This is a genomic window from Faecalibacterium sp. AF10-46 (assembly GCF_003604105.1).
GTDB classification, from domain to species: Bacteria; Bacillota; Clostridia; order Oscillospirales; family Ruminococcaceae; genus Faecalibacterium; species Faecalibacterium taiwanense.
Map to the genome: position 1 here is coordinate 206,202 of NZ_QVGY01000001.1, position 19,943 is coordinate 226,144.

Here is a 19,943-nt window from a genome sequence, read left to right on the forward strand (position 1 = left end):
GATAAAGGAGAAGTATGTCAAAGATCGAGATCCTTGCCCCGGTGGGCAACAAAGAAATGCTGCGTGCCGCTGTGTTCAGCGGTGCCGACGCAGTGTATCTGGGTTTTTCGGGTTTCAATGCCCGCACCAGTGCCGACAATTTTAACGCGGATACGCTGAAAGATGCGGTCTCCTTCTGCCATGCGCGGGGCGTGGCTGTGCATGTGGCGCTGAACACCACCGTCTATGGCGGCGAACTGCCCGCGCTGGAACAGGCCATCCGTGCCGTTGCAGCCAGCGGTGCCGATGCGGTCATCTGTCAGGATCTGGCAGTGGCAACGCTGATCGGTAAAATTGCACCGCAGCTGCCGCGCCACGGCTCCACCCAGATGAGCGTGCACAGCCTGCAGGGTGCGCTGGAGCTCAAGGAGCTGGGCTTCACCCGCGTGGTGCTGGCCCGTGAGCTGAGCATGCCCGAGGTGGAGTATATCACAAAGCACTGCGGCATCGAGACCGAGTGCTTCGTGCACGGCGCGCTGTGCATGTGCGTCAGCGGCCAGTGCTACATGTCGGCCTTTCTGGGCGGACGCAGCGGCAACCGCGGTTCCTGTGCCGGCCCGTGCCGCCTGCCGTTTGAGGCAAATGCCCTGCCGGAGGGCAAGCCGGGCCGCCTGCACCACCTGTCCTTAAAGGATAATTCGGTCATTGATAAGCTGGACAAGCTGCAGGCGCTTGGCGTGGCATCGGCAAAAATCGAGGGCCGTCTGCGCACGCCGGAGTATGTGGCGGCGGCAGTCAGCGCCTGTCTGGCAGGCCGCGAGGGCCGCGCCTACGACCGCGACCTGTTGAAGAATGCTTTCAGCCGTTCCGGCTTCACCTCCGGCTATCTGGATGGAAAGATCGACGGCACCATGTTCGGCGTGCGCAGCGAAGCAGATGCAGAACAGACCAAAAAGACCCTGCCCATGCTGCGGGAGCTTTACCGCCGTGAGCGCAGCCGCGTGCCGGTAAAGATGAAGCTGGAAATTGAAGAGGGTGGCGAAAAGCTCACTGTCACCGATGCAGACGGCAGCAAGGCCTTTGCCTATGGGGATGCAGAGCCGCAGCCTGCCCGTACGGATCCCACCGAAAGCCTGCACCGCAGCCTTGCCAAGACCGGCGGCACGCCTTTTGCGGTGGAAGATCAGGATATCACCGTGGAAATGGACGGCGGGACGTGGTTTATCCCGGGCGGTGCGGTGAACGAGCTGCGCCGTGAAGCGCTGGATGCCCTGCTCAAAAAGCGGGAAGTGCTGCGCCCGTGGCCCACCACCGAGGAGCATGTGCCTGCCCTGCCGCTGCGCACCCTGCCGCCCCACCGTACCCTGCGTGCCCGGTTTGAGAGCTGGGAGCAGGTGCCGGAGCGGGCGCTTGACGGCATCGAGTATCTCATCCTGCCCATTGCGCAGGCCGACCGCGTGCCCCGGGAATGGCGGGCAAAGACCCTTTTGGAACTGCCCCGGGTCATGTTTGGCAAGCTGGAAGAGGATACCGCCCGCCGCATCGCGGCCACGCAGGACGCCGGTTTTGCAGGCTATGAGGTGAGCAATATCGCCCACCTGCGCCTGTGCCGGGGCCTGCCCATGAGCGGAAGCTTTGGCCTGAACATCACGAACCAGCTGGCCGCGCAGTTCTACGCGGACAACGGCCTTGGCTCCATGCTTATCCTGCCCGAGGTGAAGGACAGCGACATCAGCACCATTGCGCCCACCCATAACGGCAGGCCGGTGCCCACCGGCGTGCTGGTGTACGGCCATATGCCGCTGATGATCACCCGTGCCTGCCCGCTGCAGAACATCCACGACTGCGCCCACTGCGACAAGACCGGCGTGCTGACCGACCGCAAGGCCAAGAAGTTCCCAGTGCGGTGCGGCCTTGGTGTGCGCACCATCTATAACCCTGTACCTATTTATATGGGGGATAAGCCGGGCGCTTTGACGGTGGACTACGGTGTGGCTTACTTCACGCTGGAAAGCCGGGAGGAAGCGGCCAAAATTCTGGAGATGATCCGCACCCATGCACCCTTTGAAGGTGATTTTACCCGTGGGTTGTATTTTAAAGGTACGAACTGAAACTCCTTCCGTCATTGCTGACGCAATGCCAGCTCCCTCCCTGAAGGAGTTGCTATAAAATCAAAACGAGGTATACTATGGAACCCATCACAGTAAAATATAAGGTATTGGACACCCGTGCCAAGGTGCCCTCTTACGCAACCCCCGGCTCTGCTGCCGCCGACCTGTGCGCCGTACTGGACGCGCCGCTCACCCTTGCCCCCATGGAGCGGGCACTGGTGCCCACCGGCCTTGCCATCGAGCTGCCCGGCCCCCACAGCGTGGCACTGGTGTACGCACGCAGCGGCCTTTCCATCAAGCACGGCCTGTGCATGGCCAACGGCGTGGGCGTGGTGGACAGCGATTACCGCGGCGAGCTGAAGGTGCCCATGGTCAATCTGGGCAGGGAAGCCTACACCATTCAGCCCGGTGAGCGTGTGGCCCAGCTGTGCATTGCACCGGTGTACACCGCTGCCTTTGTGCCTGCCGAAGAGCTGGGCGATACCCAGCGTGGCGAGGGCGGCTTTGGCTCTACCGGAAAGTGAGATGGAATCATGAACCTGATCTTAGCTTCCGGCAGCCCGCGCAGGCGGGAGCTGCTCTCCTTATATACCACCAATTTCACCGTCTGCGTCAGCGACTTTAACGAAAGTACGGTGCAGGCCGCTACGCCTGCCCATCTGGTGGAACAGCTGGCCCGGGGCAAGTGCCTTGCTGTTTCGGCCCAGCATCCGGGCGCTGTGGTCATCGGCTGCGACACCGTGGTGGATGTGAACGGTGAAGTATTCGGCAAGCCCCACAGCGAAGAGGACGCAAAGCGGATGCTGCGCGCCCTTTCCGGTGCCACCCACGAGGTGCACACCGGCGTGTGCATCTCGGACGGTGCGCGCACTGAAAGCTTTGTGGACAGCTGCCGCGTTACCTTCTTCCCGCTGGGTGAAGAGGAGATCGACTTCTACGCTTCCACCGCCGAACCCTACGATAAAGCCGGTGCCTATGCCATTCAGGGACGGGCGGCCCTCTGGCTGGACCGTATTGAGGGCGACTACTACACCATCATGGGTCTGCCGGTGAGCCGCACCGTACAGCTGCTGGCACATTTTGTGTGATAAAACTGGAAAAAACGAAGAAAACTTGCGCAAACGCTTGAGAAATCATTGCCTTGCGGCTATAATAGAACCGTGTTATTCTGCGCAAAGGCGGCACAAAAGGGCTGCCGGATGTTCTGGCGCTATAGATAAAATGGGAAGCATAAGGAGAATTTTTACAATGGGCCTGTTTTCTAAAGATGTAGGTATCGATCTGGGTACCGCAAATACTCTGGTATATATGAAGGGCAAGGGCATCATCATGCGGGAGCCTTCGGTCGTGGCTGTGGATACCAAGACCGACGAGGTGCGCTGTGTGGGTGCCGAGGCAAAGGCTGTCATTGGCCGTACCCCCGGCAGCATCGTGGCTGTGCGTCCGCTGAAGGATGGCGTGATCGCTGACTTTGACATCACCACCAACATGCTGGAAAATTTCCTCAAGAAGGCATGCGGCAACAGCATGTTCTCCCGCCCCCGCGTGGTCATCTGCATCCCGTCCGGCGTTACCGAGGTGGAGCGCCGCGCTGTGCGCGAAGCTACCCTGAAGGCCGGTGCCCGTCAGGTGTCCGTCATTGAGGAACCCATGGCGGCAGCCATCGGTGCGGGCCTGCCCATCAGCGAGCCTACCGGCAGCATGATCGTGGATATCGGCGGCGGCACGGCTGAGATCGCTGTGATCTCTCTGGGCGGCATCGTGGCCTCCCGCAGCGTGCGCATGGCAGGTGATATGTTCGATCAGGCCATCATCGCCTTCATCAAGCGCAAGTACAACCTGCTGATCGGTGAGCGCACCGCAGAGCAGATCAAGATCGAGATCGGCTCCGCCTATGCGCTGGACCCCGAAATGACCATGGAGATCAAGGGCCGTAACCTCGTGGACGGCCTGCCCAAGAACATCGTCGTCCACTCGGAGGATGTGCGCGAAGCTCTGCTTGAATGCCTGGTCAAGATCACCAGCGCCATCAAGGAAACGCTGGAGCGCACCCCGCCGGAGCTGAGTGCGGATATCATCGACCGCGGCATCACTCTGACCGGCGGCGGCGCACTGCTGCGCGGTCTGGATCAGTTGATCCAGAGCGAGACCGGCATCGACGTACACATTGCGGAAGACCCGCTGGACTGCGTGGCCAAGGGTGCCGGTGCGGTGCTGGATCATGTGGATGTCCTGCATGACGTGCTGGACACCGACGGCGGCCACATGTAACACGGGCAAGGCCCACACTTGCGGAAAAAGGCTCTTTTGCGCAACGTCTGCGCTGATTTCCGCTGCAAACAATGTCTCTTGCGCGGATGGCAGGGCTGTCCGCGCTTTTCTTATGGCATGGCATCCACCCGAAACAGGAGGGTACTCCCTTGAAGGATTTTTTTGACACATGGAAATTTAAAATACTGGTAGCCGTGGCGGTGTTTCTGGTGGGCATCATGGCCTATGCCGGTGCCAACGGACGGCTGACCGCTGCCCCGCAGGAGCTGCTGGGCGTGGTGCTGATGCCGCTCCAGAAGGTCACATCGGCACTGAGCGGCGGCATTGGCTCGGTGTGGGAAAAATACACCAGCATCGATGAAGTCATGGAACAGAACGAACAGCTGGAAGCGGAGAATGCCGAGCTTCGCCAGCAGATGGTGGACTACGACCGCATCAAGGCGGAGAACGAAGCCTACAAGGCACTGGCCCGCATTCAGGATTCTAACACCGAAGCAAGCTATATTTCTGCCTTTGTGATCGGCCGCGACCCACTGGATGAGTTCGGAGGCTTTACGCTGGACTGCGGCACGGTGAACGGCGCAGCCGTGAACGATGCCGTGATCAGCGATAAGGGCTATCTGATCGGCATGGTGGTGGAAGCCGACACCACCAGCTGCAAAGTGATGACCATTCTGCATCCCAGCTTCAGCGCTGCGGGCGTGGTATCCCGCACGCGGGAAAACGGCATTATCAATGGCAGCACCGATTATGCCGGTGACGGCCTGTGCGTGCTGACCAATCTGGAACGCGCCACTGAGACGAAGATGAGCGATCAGGTGATTACCACCGGTCTTGGCGGAGTGTTCCCGCCGGATCTGCTGGTGGGAACCGTGCAGAAGGTGGAGCCGGAAGTCAGCGGCAAATCTTCCATTGCAGTGGTGCGCCCGGGTGCAGACCCGCGCACGGTCAAGCACGTATTCGTTATTACCGACTATTAAGGGGGCGCATTTGTATGGAATCACGCCGCATGCGCAGCCGCAGCCAGATCCTGAAATGGGTCTGCTACGCGGTGGCACTGTTTGTGTGCGCGGCACTGCAGACGACCCCCGGCCTGTTCCAGCTGGGGCAGGCAAAGCCGCTGTTCATTCTGCCGCTGTGTCTGGCTGTGGCCGTGTATGAAGGCGAGTTTGCAGGTGCGCTGTTTGGTGCCGTGAGCGGCCTTTTGTGGGACTACACTGCCGGGCGCACCGTGGGTATGCTGGCGCTGGAACTGCTGTTGCTCTGCTTTGCGCTTTCGGTGCTGGTTCAGGTGTATCTGCAGGGCAGCACATGGAACTTTGCGCTCATCAGCACCGGCACGGCCCTTGTGGTGCTCTCGCTGGACTGGCTGTTCTTCTACTACATGCCCGGTTACAGCTGGGCGCTGAGCCGCTGGCTGACCTTTGTGCTGCCTTCGGCCATGATGACGCTGGTGCCGTCGCTGATGCTGTTCAGTCTGGTGCGGCACATTTACAGCGCATTCAAAATCGACAACGGCGTAGTCTGAACCGCCGGAGGAAACGCGGATGAACCAAAACGAACGAAAAACCGTTGTGCACCGGATGATCCTGCTCATTGCAGTGGCATGTGTTATCATGGGCCTGTACGTGATGCGGCTGATCTTTCTGCAGCTGGTCAACGGCGACGATTTTAAGGCCAAGGCCACCAACACCACCGACTACAACTTTACGGTCACGGCGGCCCGCGGCGATATCGTGGACAGCGCCGGGCGGCGCATTGCCACCACAACCACCAGCTACAATGTGGTCCTCAACAAACTGCTGATGGGCGACCGGGATCTGGACACCATGCTGCAGCAGATCGTGGAGCTGCTGCGTGCGAATGGCGAGAGCTGGAACGATACGCTGCTGATCGGTCAGGCGGACGCAGCAGGCAATTACGCCTTTACGGACGATGACACGTCCACCAGCGACCAGAAGCAGCTGGCAGACATGAAGGAAACGCTTGGTCTGCAGCAGTACGCCACCGCCAACGATGTAATGGAAATGCTGGTGGAAAAGAACGATCTGCAGGATTTTTCGCCGGAATGGCAGCGTGTGCTGGCCGGCATCCACTACGAGATGGACCGGCAGGCGTTCTCCAATGTGAACAACTTTGTCATGGCAGAAAACGTCAGTGCAGCAACGGTGGCCACCATCAAGGAGCACAGCCTGCAGCTGCCGGGTGTGGAGATCGTGGAGACCAGCGCTCGCAGCTACGACCAGAGCGATATCATCCCGGCGGTGCTGGGCCGTGTGGGCAAGATCACGGCGGAAAAGTGGAAGGTGACCGATCCCAACGGTCAGGTGACCTATCCGCTGCGGGAAAAAGGCTATAACATGAACGATGTTCTGGGCATTTCCGGTCTGGAATCCGTTTTTGAGGACGAGCTGCGCGGCAAGGACGGCGTGAAGACCATCACCCGCAATTCGGACGGCGTGATCGTGGATACAAAGCTCACCACTGTTCCGGAGCCGGGCCATACCGTGCAGCTGACCATTGACAGCAACTTCCAGCGTGCCGTGGACAAGGCACTGGCGGACAACATTGATATGATCAACCGCGTGTACAATACCGGCACCATGAAAGCTGCCGCCGGTGCGGTGGTGGTTCTGGACGTGAAGGACGGCAGTGTGCTGGCTGCTTCCAACTATCCCAGCTATGACCAGAACCTGTATGCCGCCAACTATAGCGAGTACAGCTCCGACCCGAGCCTGCCGCTGTTCAACCGCGCACTGCAGGGCCTGTATACGCCGGGTTCTACCTTCAAGCCCGCCGTGGCGGTGGCTGCACTGGACAGCGGCCTCATCAACCAGTATTCTACCGTTTACTGCAACGGCGTGTACAACTACTTCAAGGATTACCACCCCCGCTGTACCCGCCATGGCCACAGCGGCAACATTGATGTGGTAACGGCCATCAAGTGGAGCTGCAACATCTTCTTCTATGATGTTGGCCGCCGCCTGACCAGCGATGTGTACGATGCCTATGCCTACAAGCTGGGTCTTGGCCAGCGCACCGGTGTGGAGGTGAGCGAGGCCGTGGGCCGTCTGACCACCAAGAGCGACTCCAACTATACGGCATCGCTGGATGTGCAGGCCGCCATCGGTCAGGGCAACACGGTGGTCTCGCCCATCCAGCTGGCTACCTACGCGGCAACGCTGGCCAACAACGGCACCCGTTACCGCACCCATTTCGTCAAGGCCATTCTGGACACCAACACCGGCGAGGTGCTCAGCGAGACCAAGCCCGAGGTCATGGATGTGATCGAAGGCACCGGCAACACCTTTGAGCTGGTGCGGCAGGGCATGAAGCAGGTGCCCAGCACCATCAGCGGCAAAATTTCCAGCTATCCGGTGCCGATCGCCTGCAAGACCGGTACACCTCAGCGCAGCGAGACCTATGCGCCCGGTAAGCACTATCTGAACGCCATGATGGTGGCTTACCTCCCGGCGGATGATCCGCAGATCGCCATTGGCATTAGCATTGAGTACGGCGGCTATGGTGCCCGTACCGGTGATCTGGTGGTGGACATTGCAAATGCCTATTTTGCCCTGAAGGATGGCAGCCTTGCCCAGCAGGCTGAAGCGGAAAAGGAAGCCGAGCAGGCCCAGCAGGAAGATCAGGCGCAGACCACTGACCCAGCTCAGGCCGCTGCAGGCCAGACCACCGGCAATGCCGCAGCCCAGCCTGCACAGATGACACCTGCCGCAGACACCGCTGCGCCGGAAACGGCAGCAGAAGGGGAAGCCCAGCCTGCCGTGCAGGACGAGCAGCAGCCCGCCGCAGACACCGAGCAGAACCCCGATGCCATTGCGCCGGAGAACTGAAAACGGGAGACAAAACGGACAGACGGAAGGGCGCTGCAGCGTCGGTTTGAACCACATGGGACTGGAAAAGAAAACAAAATTGAATATTTTGTATAAAAACCAGTTGTAAAAGATTGGATTTTGTGATATCATTTCAAGCAAAGGACTTTTTTGAAAAAGCGTTCCAATCGTTTAGGAAGAGGAGAGGGTAACGGATGACGATTGCACTCATTGCGCATGACTCCAAAAAGGAGCTGATGGTTCAGTTTTGTACGGCGTACTGCCGCATCCTGAGCCAGCATAAACTGGTAGCGACCGGCACCACCGGTAAACTGATCGCAGAAGCTACCGGCTTACAGGTGCAGCGCTTTCTGGCCGGTGTGCAGGGCGGCGACCAGCAGATCGCATCCCGCATCGCCTGCAATGAGATCGACCTGTTGCTGTTCTTCCGTGATCCCATCAACGCTAAGCCCAGCGAGCCCAACGAAATGACGCTGCTGCGCCTGTGCGATGTGCACAATATCCCTATGGCCACCAACATCGCCACCGCTGAGGTGCTGATCCACGGCTTGGAGCGCGGAGATCTGGATTGGCGCGATATCGTGCATCCCCAGAACTGACAAAACGATTTGGAATGGCTCCGCGTGCGCTGCGCCATATTCAGCGGAAACTATATTGATAATGCGAAAATCGGGAACATCTGCGGATGTTCCCGATTTTAATTTTCACGGGAATGGGGTCCGAACCGCAGAATGCATTTCTGCCGCCGTGCGGCTGTTTCCGCAGGAAGCAAAAACAGCAGATGCCGTGTGCCGCAGCGGCCTTGCCTGTGAAAAAAGAATTCCGGAAAATCCGCAGATTTTCCGGAATTCTAATATAAAAATAATGTTTCCGCTGAATATGGCCAGAGTGCAACGGAGGCCATTTGAAACGTACGGTTAAACTTTAAAATCCTCGGCCATCTCCGCCACATCTTCCGGGGCAAAATCGCCCAGCGGCAAGATCAGCCGTGCCAGCGTTTCCTGCGGCAGAGCTGCAAGAATCGTGCTGTCATCACTGCCGGTGCCTGCGGGCGGGCAGACGGTGTGCACGCCGTCTGCACCGGTCTCCACCCGGGCACGGTGAGTGGTTGCCACATATTGCATCCCAAGCTTGTCTGCAGCCGTCAGCAGGGCGGCAAACAGCGGCGTGCCGCCTTCGCCCAGAACGTCTGCGTCCTGCCCGGCCAGTGCTTCGGCGTTCAGTACAATGCACTCGATGCCAAGGGCCTCTGCTGCCTTTTTGGCGCTTTCCGCATCGGTGGTCTGTTCTGCTGCCAGCCGCACGGCAGCGCCCGCCACGGCAAAGCCCTGCTGCTGTAAAATGCGCACAGCTACGGCGCATTCTCTGCTTCCGTCCATCTGCACCAGAACCTTATCCTGACTCTCGTAGGTGTCGAACCCGCTGCCGGGCAAAAATGTGTCGCTCATGTTCCCTGCCTCCCGCCATGTGCTTTGCTCTGTGCCACGGCCAGCTGGTCGCAGCGTTCGTTCTCCGGGTGGCCTGCGTGGCCCTTGACCCAGACATAGGTGATCTTGTGCCGGGCTTCCTGCTCCAGTGCCTGTGCCCAGAGGTCCGGGTTCAGGGCGGGGGAGCCATCTGCCTTTTTCCAGCCCCGGCGCTGCCAGTTTTTGGCCCAGCCCTTCTGAAGCCCATTGATGACATACTGGCTGTCGGAGCACAGCCGTACCTCGCACGGCTCCTTGAGCTGGCGCAGTGCTTCGATAAAGGCTGTCAGCTCCATGCGGTTGTTGGTGGTGCTGTCGTCGCCGCCGCTCAGCTCTTTTTCGTAAACTTTGCCGTTAAAACGGTAGCGCAGCACGGCACCCCAGCCGCCCGGGCCGGGATTGCCGCTGCATGCGCCGTCGGTGTACACTTCGACCTGCTTCATGCGGTTCTCCTTCTAAAATGAGTTGCTTCTATTTAGCGCTATTTTCCGGCTTCTGTCAAGTGCGAATGTATATTCCGTGCCGGAGCTGCCAAACCTTGGAATTGACAAAAACGCCGGGAAATACTATACTTATCCTAACAAAATGCGTATAGGGGCGCACCGCAGGCGTGTGCCCGGGCGTTCCAACAGAAAAGCCACGGTCGCATCGAGCAGATGGACCTATCTGGCACAAAACCTCTTACGGAACAGGCAGCGGTTTGCAAAAAACACGCTGAGAAATAAATTCTATACGGTGCATCCAACGGAAGCCGATGCGATTTTTCAAGGTGCTTCCCATGCACAGCGCGGCTGTTCCCACAAGCGGGGACGGCCTGCGCTGTAATTATTTTGGAGGTCAGAATGGCACAGTCGAAAGAAAATACCAATAATTCCGCACGCAGCAAGGCAGCAGCTGCTGCTCAGAGCACCGGCGCACCCGCCGCGCAGACGGGCGAAAAGCGCCCCCGCACCACCCGCCGCCCTTATTATAACCGTCGGCCCCGCCGCCCGCAGCAGCCCAGAGAGGCTGCGGTGCCCATCCACATCTACCCGTTGGGCGGTCTGGGCGAAGTGGGCAAGAACATGACCGTGTACGAGTGCAACGGCGATATGATCATCGTGGACTGCGGCCTTGTGTTCCCGGACAGCGACATGTACGGCGTGGACATGGTCATCCCAGATTTCACCTTTGTGGTGCAGAACAAGGATAAGATCAAGGGCCTGCTCATCACCCACGGCCACGAAGACCACATCGGCAGCATCCCGTATCTGCTGCAGAAATTTGACCTGCCCATCTATGGCACCCGCCTGACCTGCGGCCTGATCCGCAACAAGCTGGAGGAGTTCGGTCTGGCAGGCAAGACCAAGTTCGTGGAGATCACCCCCAGACAGAAGATCAAGCTGGGCTGCTTTACCATTGAGCCCATCCATGTGAACCACTCCATCCCGGATTCGGTGGCCTTTGCCATCGACAGCCCGGCGGGCACCATCATCCAGACCGGCGACTTTAAAATCGACTACACCCCGCTGGCCTGCGGTGTCACCGACCTGTCCACGCTGGCCGAGTACGGTCAGCACGGCGTGCTGGCTCTGCTGAGCGATTCCACCAACTCCGAGCGTCCGGGCTTTACCGCCACCGAACAGAAGGTGGCTGCAGGTGTGCGCAATCTGTTTGCCCGCGCACGCAACAAGCGGATCATCATTGCCACCTTTGCTTCCAACATCTACCGCGTGCAGCAGATCATCGATCTGGCCGTGGAGGATGGCCGCAAAGTGGCCTTCAGCGGCCGCAGCATGGTGAACAACACCGCCATGGCGCAGGAACTGGGCTATATGCACATCCCGGAGGGCACCCTCATCAGCGTGGATGAGCTGAACCAGTATCCCCCGGAGCAGGTAGTGCTCATTACCACCGGCAGCCAGGGCGAACCCTTGAGCGCCCTTTCCCGCATGGCATCCTGCAGCCACCGTCAGGTGCGCGTGGGCCCCGGCGACTTCATTATCATTTCGGCAAATCCCATTCCCGGCAACGAGAAGAGCGTGACCAAGATCGTCAATGGTCTGCTGTTGCTGGGTGCAGAGGTCATTTACGAGAGCATGTACGATGTGCATGTTTCCGGCCACGCCTGTCAGGAAGAACAGAAGCTCATGCTCACCCTGACCAGGCCCAAGTACTTCCTTCCGGTGCACGGCGAGTACAAGCAGCTCAAAAAGCACGCCCTCACCGCTGCCAGCCTTGGCATCCCTACCAGCAATATTCTGATCGCGGAGAACGGCTCCAATGTCATTCTCAGCCAGGACGAGATAAAGCTGGGCGAGCCTGTCACCGCCGGTGCAGTGATGGTGGACGGCCTTGGCGTGGGCGACGTGGGCAATGTGGTCCTGCGCGACCGCAAACACCTGTCCGAGGACGGTCTGGTCATCATTGTGGCCACCGTGGACAGCAAGACCGGCAAGGTGCTGGCCGGCCCGGACCTTGTGAGCCGTGGCTTTGTGTATGTGCGCGAGAACGAGAGCCTGATGGACGGTGCACAGAGCATCGTGGAAAATGCGCTGGACCGCTGCGTGGATGAACATGTGCGCGACTGGAACAGCGTCAAGACCCGCGTGCGCGAGGCACTGAGCAGCTATATCTATCGGCGCACCAAGCGCAGCCCGATGATCCTCCCCATCCTGATGGAGGTCTGATCCGGGCACACTGCCGCAAACAATGCGGCGGAAGGCAGGAGATTTGATGAAACAAAAACCAAGATGGACATTGGAGATGCTCACCGCCAGTCTGGCCGTGCTGTGCGGCCTGCTGGTGCTGGTGCTGCTGGTCCAGCGGCCCACGGCATGGCCGGCGCTGCTGGCACTGGTGGTGCTGTGGGGCGTTGTGGTGGTGCTGTTCCGCTGCCAGCTGCGCAAGTGGGTGGCCCGGTGGATGTGCGGCGGCAGCTTTGAAGGCTCCAAGCTGCAGTTCAGTCTGGAGCCGCTCTCTCAGCCGGCCGCGCTGCTTTCCGGTGAGACGGTGCTGTGGTACAATGCACAGTTCCGCACCCGCCTGTTGAACGGGCAGGATGCGCTGGTGAGCCGCGTGCAGAAGGTGCTGCCCGGCCTTGATCTGCAGCAGTGCCGCAGGCAGGAGGGCCAGCTGCTGACCCTCGCGGACGGCATGTGGAGCGTACACAGCTCCACGGTGCCCGGCAATGCCGAGAGCATGACCCTGCTGGTGCTGAACGAGGAGACCGCCCTGCGCAAGGTGGAGGCGGAATACAAAGCCAGCCGTCCGGGCTATCTGGTGTTTCTGGTGGACGGCTACGACGATGTGTTCGGTGACATGCTGGACAGCGAGCGCGCCCGCCTGCTGGAAGGCATCAACCGCACGCTGGAGGATATGATCGGCCGGGGCAGCGGCTTTTTGCGCCGTGTAGCCAGCGGCCGCTATATCGCTGTGGTGGAAGAGCGCCAGATGGAGCAGTTCGCAAACCGCGGCTACGATGTGCTGGACAAGATCCGTGCGCTGGATCCCAGCGTGAACCTTTCGCTGTCCATCGGCATTGGCCGCGGGGCCAAGACCCTGCGGGAAGCCCAGGATATGGCCGTGCAGGCGCTGGATATGGCGCAGGGCCGCGGCGGCGATCAGGCCGCTGAAATGACACCGGACGGCTTTACGTTCTACGGCGGCGTGAGCCACGGCGTGGAAAAGCGCAGCAAGGTGCGCAGCCGCATCGTGGCCGACCAGCTGGTAAAGCTGATCAAGGAAGCCGACCATGTGGTCATCATGGGCCACCGCATGAGCGATCTGGATGCCATCGGCTCCGCCGAGGGCGTGCTGCGCATCTGCAAAATATGCGATGTCCCGGCGGTGATCGCGGTGCGGCGTGACGCTACCCTTGCGGGCAGCCTGATCGATGCATTGTGCCGTGCAGGCCAGAAGGACGACTTTATCGACCCGAAGGACGCACTGCCCATCATCTCCAAGCGCACCTTGTGCATCGTGGTGGATACATATCAGGTGGGCCTTGTGGAAAGCAAGGATATTCTGGAAAAATGCGGCAAGGTAGCCGTGATCGACCACCACCGCAAGGGCGTGGGCTACATCGAGAACCCGGCGCTGGTCTGCCATGAGCCGTATTCTTCCTCGGCCAGTGAGCTGGTCACGGAGCTTTTGCAGTACGTGGGCGAGCGCGACGACAAGCCCAACCGTGTGGAGGCCGAGGGCCTTTTGTCCGGCATCATGCTGGATACCCGCGATTTTACCCTGCACACCGGTGTGCGTACCTTTGAAGCTGCCGCTGCGCTGCGCCGCTATGGCGCGGAGACGGAGCGGGTGCGCCAGCTGTTCGATGTGACCATGGTGGAGTACAATGCCAAGGCAGATCTGGTGGAAAAAGCACGCATGTACAAAAACTGCGCGATCTCCGTCAGCGGCGAGGTGGCACCGGAAGCCCGCGTGGCCATTGCACAGGCGGCAAACGATCTGCTGACCATTCAGGGCGTGGATGCCAGCTTTGTGGCAGTGCAGGTGGGCACAGGCGTGAACATCTCGGCCCGCAGTCTGGGTGCCGTGAACGTGCAGGTGATCATGGAATCTTTGGGCGGCGGCGGCCACCAGACCATGGCAGCAGCACAGCTCAAGCATATCACGCCGGAAGCAGCCCGTGCCCGCATCGAAGATGCCATCGACAAATACTATGCATCGCAGAAAAAGGGCGATGTAGAAGGAAAATAAACGGAACAGAGAGGATCACACCCATGAAGCAGTACGATTACCTGATCGTTGGTGCCGGCCTTTACGGCGCGGTCTTTGCACAGGAAGCAAAAAAGGCAGGCAAGAAGTGCCTTGTGATCGATAAGCGCAGCCACATTGCAGGCAATATCTACACGGAGCCGGTGGAGGGCATCAACGTCCACCGCTACGGTGCACATATCTTCCACACCAACAACAAGGCTGTGTGGCAGTATGTGAACCAGTTTGCAGAGTTCAACCGCTACACCAACAGCCCGGTGGCAAACTACCACGGCGAGATCTACAACCTGCCCTTCAATATGAACACTTTTAATAAGATGTGGGGCGTTGTTACCCCTGCCGAAGCCAAGGCCAAGATCGAAGAGCAGAAGAAGGAAGCAGGCATCACCGACCCGCAGAATCTGGAAGAGCAGGCCATCAGCCTTGTGGGCACCGATATCTACGAAAAGCTTATCAAGGGCTACACTGGCAAGCAGTGGGGCCGCCCCTGCACCGAACTGCCGGCCTTCATTATCAAGCGTCTGCCGGTGCGCTTCACCTACGACGACAACTACTTCAATGCGTTGTATCAGGGCATTCCCAATGGCGGCTACACCGCCATGGTGGAAAAGATGCTGGACGGCACCGAGGTGCGCCTGAATGTGGACTATCTGGCCGACCGCGAAAATCTGAACGCTCTGGCCGAGAAGGTGGTCTACACCGGCCCGGTGGATGCCTACTTTGGCTACAGGCTGGGTGCTCTGCAGTACCGCAGCGTCCGCTTTGAGACCGAGGTGCTGGACACCGACAACTATCAGGGCAACGCGGTGGTCAACTATACCGACGCGGAAACTCCCTACACCCGCATCATCGAGCACAAGCACTTTGAGTTCGGCACCCAGCCCAAAACAGTCATCAGCCGCGAGTACAGCGCTGAGTGGAAGAAGGGCGATGAGCCGTACTACCCCGTCAATGACGAGAAGAACGGTGCCCTGTATGCCGAGTACAAGAAGCTGGCCGATGCGGAGCCGGACGTGATTTTTGGCGGCCGTCTGGGCGAGTATAAGTACTATGACATGGACAAGGTCATTGAGGTGGCTCTGGACGTGGCTGCAAAGGAACTGGCGTAACCGCTTCCCGGGCAGAATGTGGTCGTGTGGGGCAGGCTTTTTGCCTTTTGCAAGAAGCATGGCCGCCGGGTACGTTCTCTTTTGTGTGCCAAAAGAGAACCAGAAAAGCACCCGCTACTTTCGAGGCGCGGGAGGCACGAATTAAGGGCTGCACGCCCTTAATAATCCCAAAGCGGTTGGGCTCCATACAAAAAATCCAAGTCGCTGCGCTAAAGGATTTTTTGTGTTACGCCGATTTAAAGTCGCTGCGCGACGGCCGCAGGCCGACAGCAGCATATGTCGTTTGCCGTTACGACCCCTCCCGTGAAAAAGTAAATCAGAAAAATCCGCAGATTTTTCTGATTTACAAATTAAAAATAAAATTCCCGCTGAATATGGCCAGAGCGGAGCGGCGGCCATTTTAAATGGTCAGGCGCTTCCTCTTGCCCAAAAGCGACAAATGCGCTATACTATAAACACAACAACTGCACCGGTTTTCCGGTGAGAAGTGAGGGATACTATCATGAAAGTGATTCTCAAGCAGGATATCAAGGGCATTGGCAAGAAGGACGAGATCCACGAGGTCTCCGACGGCTACGCCCGCAACTATCTGTTCCCGCGCAAGCTGGCCGCTGTGGCAGATGCCAGCGCTGTGAACGTTGCCCGCAGCAAGGAAGCTGCTGCCGATTTCCACGAGGCTGAGACCGTAGCTGCTGCCAAGGATCTGGCCGCAAAGATCGAGGGCAAGACCGTGACCATCAAGGCCAAGGGCGGTGCATCCGGCCGTCTGCACGGCAAAGTCACCGGCAAGGAAGTTGCCGATGCTTTGGCTCAGCTGGCAGGCGCACCCATCGATAAGAAGAAGATCGAGCTGGAGACCAAGGACATCAAGGATGCCGGTGTGTTCAACGGCAAGGTCCGTCTGCACGTTGGTGTGGTCGCTTCTTTCAAGATCATGGTGGAAGTGGAACAGGCCTGATTTTTCTGCCATCTGCGCCCCCTCACAGCAGGGGGCGCTTTTTGGCTTTTCAGCGAAATGATGCAAAAGGATAAACTACCATGCCGAACGAACGACATTATTCCAATGAACTGAATCTGGAAAGCGTGGGCATCAACCTGCCCTACAACATGCAGGCAGAGCAGAGCGTACTGGGTGCGGTGCTGCTCAAACCGGAAACGCTCACCGACTTGGTGGAGATCATCCGGCCGGAGATGTTCTACACCCGGCAGAATGCGCAGATCTACTCCGAAATGCTGCGCCTGTTCACCGCCGACCAGACCATCGACTTTGTGACGTTGCTGGACGCTGTTATCTCGGACGGCGTGTTCCCCAGTGCCGACGAAGCAAAGGTGTACCTGACCGGCCTTGCCGAGACGGTGCCCAGCATTTCCAACGTGAAGGCCTATGCCCAGATCGTGCAGGAAAAGTATCTGGTGCGCCAGCTGATGGGCGTTGCAAAGGACATCCTGCAGGATGCCGGAGATGAGCCGGATGCCGACCTGCTGCTGGAAAACGCGGAGCAGCGCATTTATGAGATCCGCTCCGGCCGCGATTCCAGCGCACTGACACCGCTTTCCTCCAGCATGGTGGAGACCCTGACCAACCTGCAGAAGATCAGCGGCCCGGATGCGGACAAATACAAGGGCATCCCCACAGGCTTCCGCCTGCTGGATACGGTGCTCACCGGCCTTGGCCGCGGCGACCTCATCATCCTTGCGGCCCGCCCCGGTATGGGCAAGACCAGCTTTGCGCTGAACATCGCCACCCGCGTGGCCATGCAGCAGAAGGTGCCGGTGGCGATCTTCAGCTTGGAAATGACCAAGGAACAGCTCACGAACCGCATCCTTTCTGCTGAGGCCGGCATCGACAGTCAGGCATTCCGCACCGGTGCCCTGCGCGCCGAGGACTGGGAATATCTGGCCCTTGCCACCGAAAAGCTGCACGATGCACCCATCTATATGGACGATACCTCCGGCATCACCATCACTGAGATGAAGGCGAAGATCCGCCGGGTGAATCAGGACCCCACCCGCCCGAATGTGGGCCTCATCGTCATCGACTATCTGCAGCTGATGACCACCGGCCAGCGCAGCGAGAACCGCGTGCAGGAGATCAGCTCCATCACCCGAAACCTCAAGATCATGGCAAAGGAAATGAATGTGCCCATCATCGCACTTTCTCAGCTGTCCCGTGCGGTGGAAAAGCAGGGCAACAATTCCAGCCACCGGCCCCAGCTTTCCGACCTGCGCGATTCTGGTTCCATCGAGCAGGATGCCGACTGCGTTCTGTTCCTGTACCGCGATTCCTACTATGCCAGCCAGAACCCGGACGGCGCTGAGGTGGATGCCGATACGGCAGAGTGCATCGTGGCGAAGAACCGTCACGGCGAGACCAGCACGGTGCCGCTGGGCTGGGATGGTGCCCACACCCGCTTTATGGATGTGGACTTTAAACGCTGATGAACAATGAAAAAATTCTGGCGCATGTGCGCATGTTTGTCCTGCGAGAAAAGCTGCTTTGTCCGGGTGAGCCGCTGCACTTGGCCGCGGCAGCGTCCGGCGGGGCAGACAGCATGGCACTGCTGCGCATCCTGCTGGCCCTGCAGCCGGAGTTCGGGTTTGTGCTTTCGGCCTGCCATGTGAACCACGGCCTGCGCGGCGAGAACGCCGACCGGGACGAAGCCTTTGTGCGGGCGGAATGCGCCCGGCTGGGTGTGCCGCTGCGGGTGTTCCATGCTGCAGAGATGGCCGACGAAGTGGGCCTGCCGTCGGAACATGCCGGGGAGGACTGGGCGCGCCGCCTGCGCTATGCCTGCTTTGCGCATTTGTGCGGGGAGGGGATAGATGTCGTTGCAACGGCCCATACTGCAAATGATCAGGCTGAGACCCTGCTGCTGCGGCTGGCCCGGGGCACGGGGCTGCACGGTGCGGCAGGCATCCGGCCAAAGCGCGGGTGCTATCTGCGGCCATTGCTGGCCCTTACCCGGCAGGATACCGAAAGCTTCTGCCGTGCAGCCGGGCAGGCATGGGTCACAGATGAGACGAACGCGACCGATGCCTATGCCCGCAACCGGGTGCGCCGTGCGGCGCTGCCTGCGCTGCAGAGCACCAACGGCGCAGCGGTGGAAAACCTTGCCCGCTTCTGCGAGAAGGCAGCCCGCGCAGATGCCTATTTTGCCCGGAAGGCCGAAGAGCTGCTTTCCGCTGCACGTCTGGATGCGGCACAGGCTGCCATCAAAAGCCCGGAAGCCTGCACAGTGTGGCGGCTGGGCCCGCTTTCCGATGCGGATGCGCTTGTTTTGGAAGCAGCCATGCATTCGCTGACGGCTCCCGTGCGTGACGCAGAGGAAAAATATGTGCAGCTGCTGTGCGGCCTTGTGCGGCGCGGCAGCGGTGCGGTACAGTTGACTGACCGGGTGCGCTTTTGTGCCGGAGACGGATGCTTCTGGCAGGAGATTGTGCCGGAACGGCCCCGGCAGCAGGAAGACAAACGGCCGGAAAGCCAGCCCTTTCAGCCGGAAAAACAGGCAGAATACTGCCTTGCGGGCGGCTGGAAGGTGACTGCAGGGCTTTTTACGGCTGATTTTGAAGAAAAAATACAAGTCGTTCATAAAAAAGACTTAAAAAATCAGGCGGATTATGCTAGAATAACTACGTTGTATGCTGGTCTTGTCCTGCGCACCCGCCAGCCGGGAGATGTATACCGCCCGGCGGGGCGAAGTGTGCACAACCGGCTGCGCAAGTGGATGAACGAAGCGGGCATCCCCGCGCAGCTGCGTGACCAGCTGCCGCTGCTGGCGGCGGGCAGCGAAGTACTGTGGGTCTGCGGTGCGGGCTTTGCCGAGGGCCTTGCCCCGGATGCAGACACTGCGCAGGTGCTGCAGATGGAAATGGAACATAGGGAGGAAATAACATGAGCATGCATGATGATATCAAGACCGTTCTGGTCAGTGAAGAAGAGTTAAAGGCAAAGGTTGCTGAGCTGGGTGCCCAGATCAGCAGGGATTACGAGGGCAAGAACCTTGTTCTGGTATCCATCCTCAAGGGCTCGGTGGTGTTTATGGCCGACCTGATGCGTGCGGTGAGCATTCCCTGCAGCATCGATTTTATGGTGGTGTCCAGCTACGGTGGCAGCAACACCGTTACCAGCGGCCTTGTAAAGATCATCAAGGATCTGGACGGTGATCTGTCCGGCAAGGATGTGCTGATCGTGGAGGATATTCTGGATACCGGCGTCACCCTCTCGAATCTTGTGCCCATGCTCAAGATGCGCAACCCCAACTCGGTAAAGATCTGCACCATTCTGGACAAGCCCAGCCGCCGAAAGGCCGATATCCAGCCCGACTACGAGGGCTTCCAGGTGCCGGACGAGTTCGTGGTGGGCTACGGTCTGGACTACGATGAAAAATACCGCAACCTGCCTTATGTGGGTGTGCTCAAGCCTGAAGTCTACGAGAAGTGATT

At 59.3% G+C, this 19,943-nt stretch carries 17 protein-coding genes; 15 read left to right on the top strand and 2 right to left on the bottom strand.

Annotation, left to right across the window (positions count from 1 at the left end):
- The first annotated feature begins 14 nt into the window (after positions 1-14).
- The 8 genes from DWV57_RS01085 (at position 15) to mgsA (ending at position 8,811) form a co-directional block, all read left to right on the top strand.
- A complete protein-coding gene (locus DWV57_RS01085; RefSeq protein WP_120019670.1) occupies positions 15-2,090 on the top strand; it encodes a U32 family peptidase in 2,076 nt (691 codons plus the stop codon).
- Between the two features lie 77 nt (positions 2,091-2,167).
- On the top strand, positions 2,168-2,614 hold the full coding sequence (gene dut / locus DWV57_RS01090) for a dUTP diphosphatase (protein WP_005939948.1): 447 nt from the start codon (positions 2,168-2,170) through the stop codon (positions 2,612-2,614).
- A gap of 6 nt (positions 2,615-2,620) precedes the next feature.
- Positions 2,621-3,178: a Maf family protein gene (locus tag DWV57_RS01095; protein ID WP_120019671.1), complete on the top strand. Its 558-nt coding sequence runs from the start codon at positions 2,621-2,623 to the stop codon at positions 3,176-3,178.
- Between the two features lie 160 nt (positions 3,179-3,338).
- Positions 3,339-4,361, top strand: a complete 1,023-nt coding sequence (locus tag DWV57_RS01100) for a rod shape-determining protein (RefSeq protein WP_005939954.1) — start codon at positions 3,339-3,341, stop codon at positions 4,359-4,361.
- Positions 4,362-4,510: 149 nt separating this feature from the next.
- Complete coding sequence (gene mreC / locus DWV57_RS01105; protein WP_243089058.1) at positions 4,511-5,341, top strand: rod shape-determining protein MreC; 831 nt, start codon at positions 4,511-4,513, stop codon at positions 5,339-5,341.
- A gap of 14 nt (positions 5,342-5,355) precedes the next feature.
- Positions 5,356-5,889, top strand: coding sequence for a rod shape-determining protein MreD (gene mreD, locus DWV57_RS01110; RefSeq protein ID WP_120019672.1), 534 nt, complete (start codon positions 5,356-5,358; stop codon positions 5,887-5,889).
- 19 nt (positions 5,890-5,908) lie between these two features.
- Complete coding sequence (locus tag DWV57_RS01115; RefSeq protein ID WP_120019673.1) at positions 5,909-8,212, top strand: penicillin-binding transpeptidase domain-containing protein; 2,304 nt, start codon at positions 5,909-5,911, stop codon at positions 8,210-8,212.
- A gap of 194 nt (positions 8,213-8,406) precedes the next feature.
- A complete protein-coding gene (mgsA, locus tag DWV57_RS01120) occupies positions 8,407-8,811 on the top strand; it encodes a methylglyoxal synthase (RefSeq protein WP_005939970.1) in 405 nt (134 codons plus the stop codon).
- Between the two features lie 318 nt (positions 8,812-9,129).
- Here mgsA and DWV57_RS01125 read toward each other — a convergent pair whose 3' ends face one another.
- Entirely contained in the window at positions 9,130-9,660 is a 531-nt protein-coding gene (locus DWV57_RS01125; protein ID WP_120019674.1) for a hypothetical protein, read from the bottom strand.
- Positions 9,657-10,121, bottom strand: a complete 465-nt coding sequence (gene rnhA / locus DWV57_RS01130; protein ID WP_005939979.1) for a ribonuclease HI — start codon at positions 10,119-10,121, stop codon at positions 9,657-9,659. The genes DWV57_RS01125 and rnhA overlap by 4 nt, the downstream gene beginning before the upstream one ends.
- A gap of 399 nt (positions 10,122-10,520) precedes the next feature.
- On the opposite strand from rnhA, the gene DWV57_RS01135 reads away from it, so the two are divergent.
- From DWV57_RS01135 to hpt, 7 genes are all read left to right on the top strand, one after another.
- Positions 10,521-12,347 (top strand): ribonuclease J, encoded by a 1,827-nt coding sequence (locus DWV57_RS01135; RefSeq protein ID WP_120019675.1) that lies wholly within the window; start codon positions 10,521-10,523, stop codon positions 12,345-12,347.
- A gap of 46 nt (positions 12,348-12,393) precedes the next feature.
- A complete protein-coding gene (locus tag DWV57_RS01140; RefSeq protein ID WP_243112277.1) occupies positions 12,394-14,373 on the top strand; it encodes a DHH family phosphoesterase in 1,980 nt (659 codons plus the stop codon).
- 23 nt (positions 14,374-14,396) lie between these two features.
- Positions 14,397-15,500, top strand: a complete 1,104-nt coding sequence (gene glf / locus DWV57_RS01145; RefSeq protein WP_118528031.1) for a UDP-galactopyranose mutase — start codon at positions 14,397-14,399, stop codon at positions 15,498-15,500.
- 502 nt (positions 15,501-16,002) lie between these two features.
- Positions 16,003-16,458 carry a 50S ribosomal protein L9 gene (gene rplI, locus DWV57_RS01150; RefSeq protein WP_005939994.1) on the top strand — a complete coding sequence of 152 codons (456 nt, stop codon included), beginning with the start codon at positions 16,003-16,005 and terminating at the stop codon, positions 16,456-16,458.
- An 80-nt stretch (positions 16,459-16,538) separates the two neighbouring features.
- Complete coding sequence (gene dnaB / locus DWV57_RS01155) at positions 16,539-17,939, top strand: replicative DNA helicase (RefSeq protein WP_005939997.1); 1,401 nt, start codon at positions 16,539-16,541, stop codon at positions 17,937-17,939.
- Positions 17,939-19,396 carry a tRNA lysidine(34) synthetase TilS gene (tilS, locus tag DWV57_RS01160; protein WP_118528029.1) on the top strand — a complete coding sequence of 486 codons (1,458 nt, stop codon included), beginning with the start codon at positions 17,939-17,941 and terminating at the stop codon, positions 19,394-19,396. The genes dnaB and tilS overlap by 1 nt, the downstream gene beginning before the upstream one ends.
- Positions 19,393-19,941, top strand: a complete 549-nt coding sequence (gene hpt / locus DWV57_RS01165) for a hypoxanthine phosphoribosyltransferase (protein WP_118528027.1) — start codon at positions 19,393-19,395, stop codon at positions 19,939-19,941. The genes tilS and hpt overlap by 4 nt, the downstream gene beginning before the upstream one ends.
- Positions 19,942-19,943: the final 2 nt, after the last annotated feature.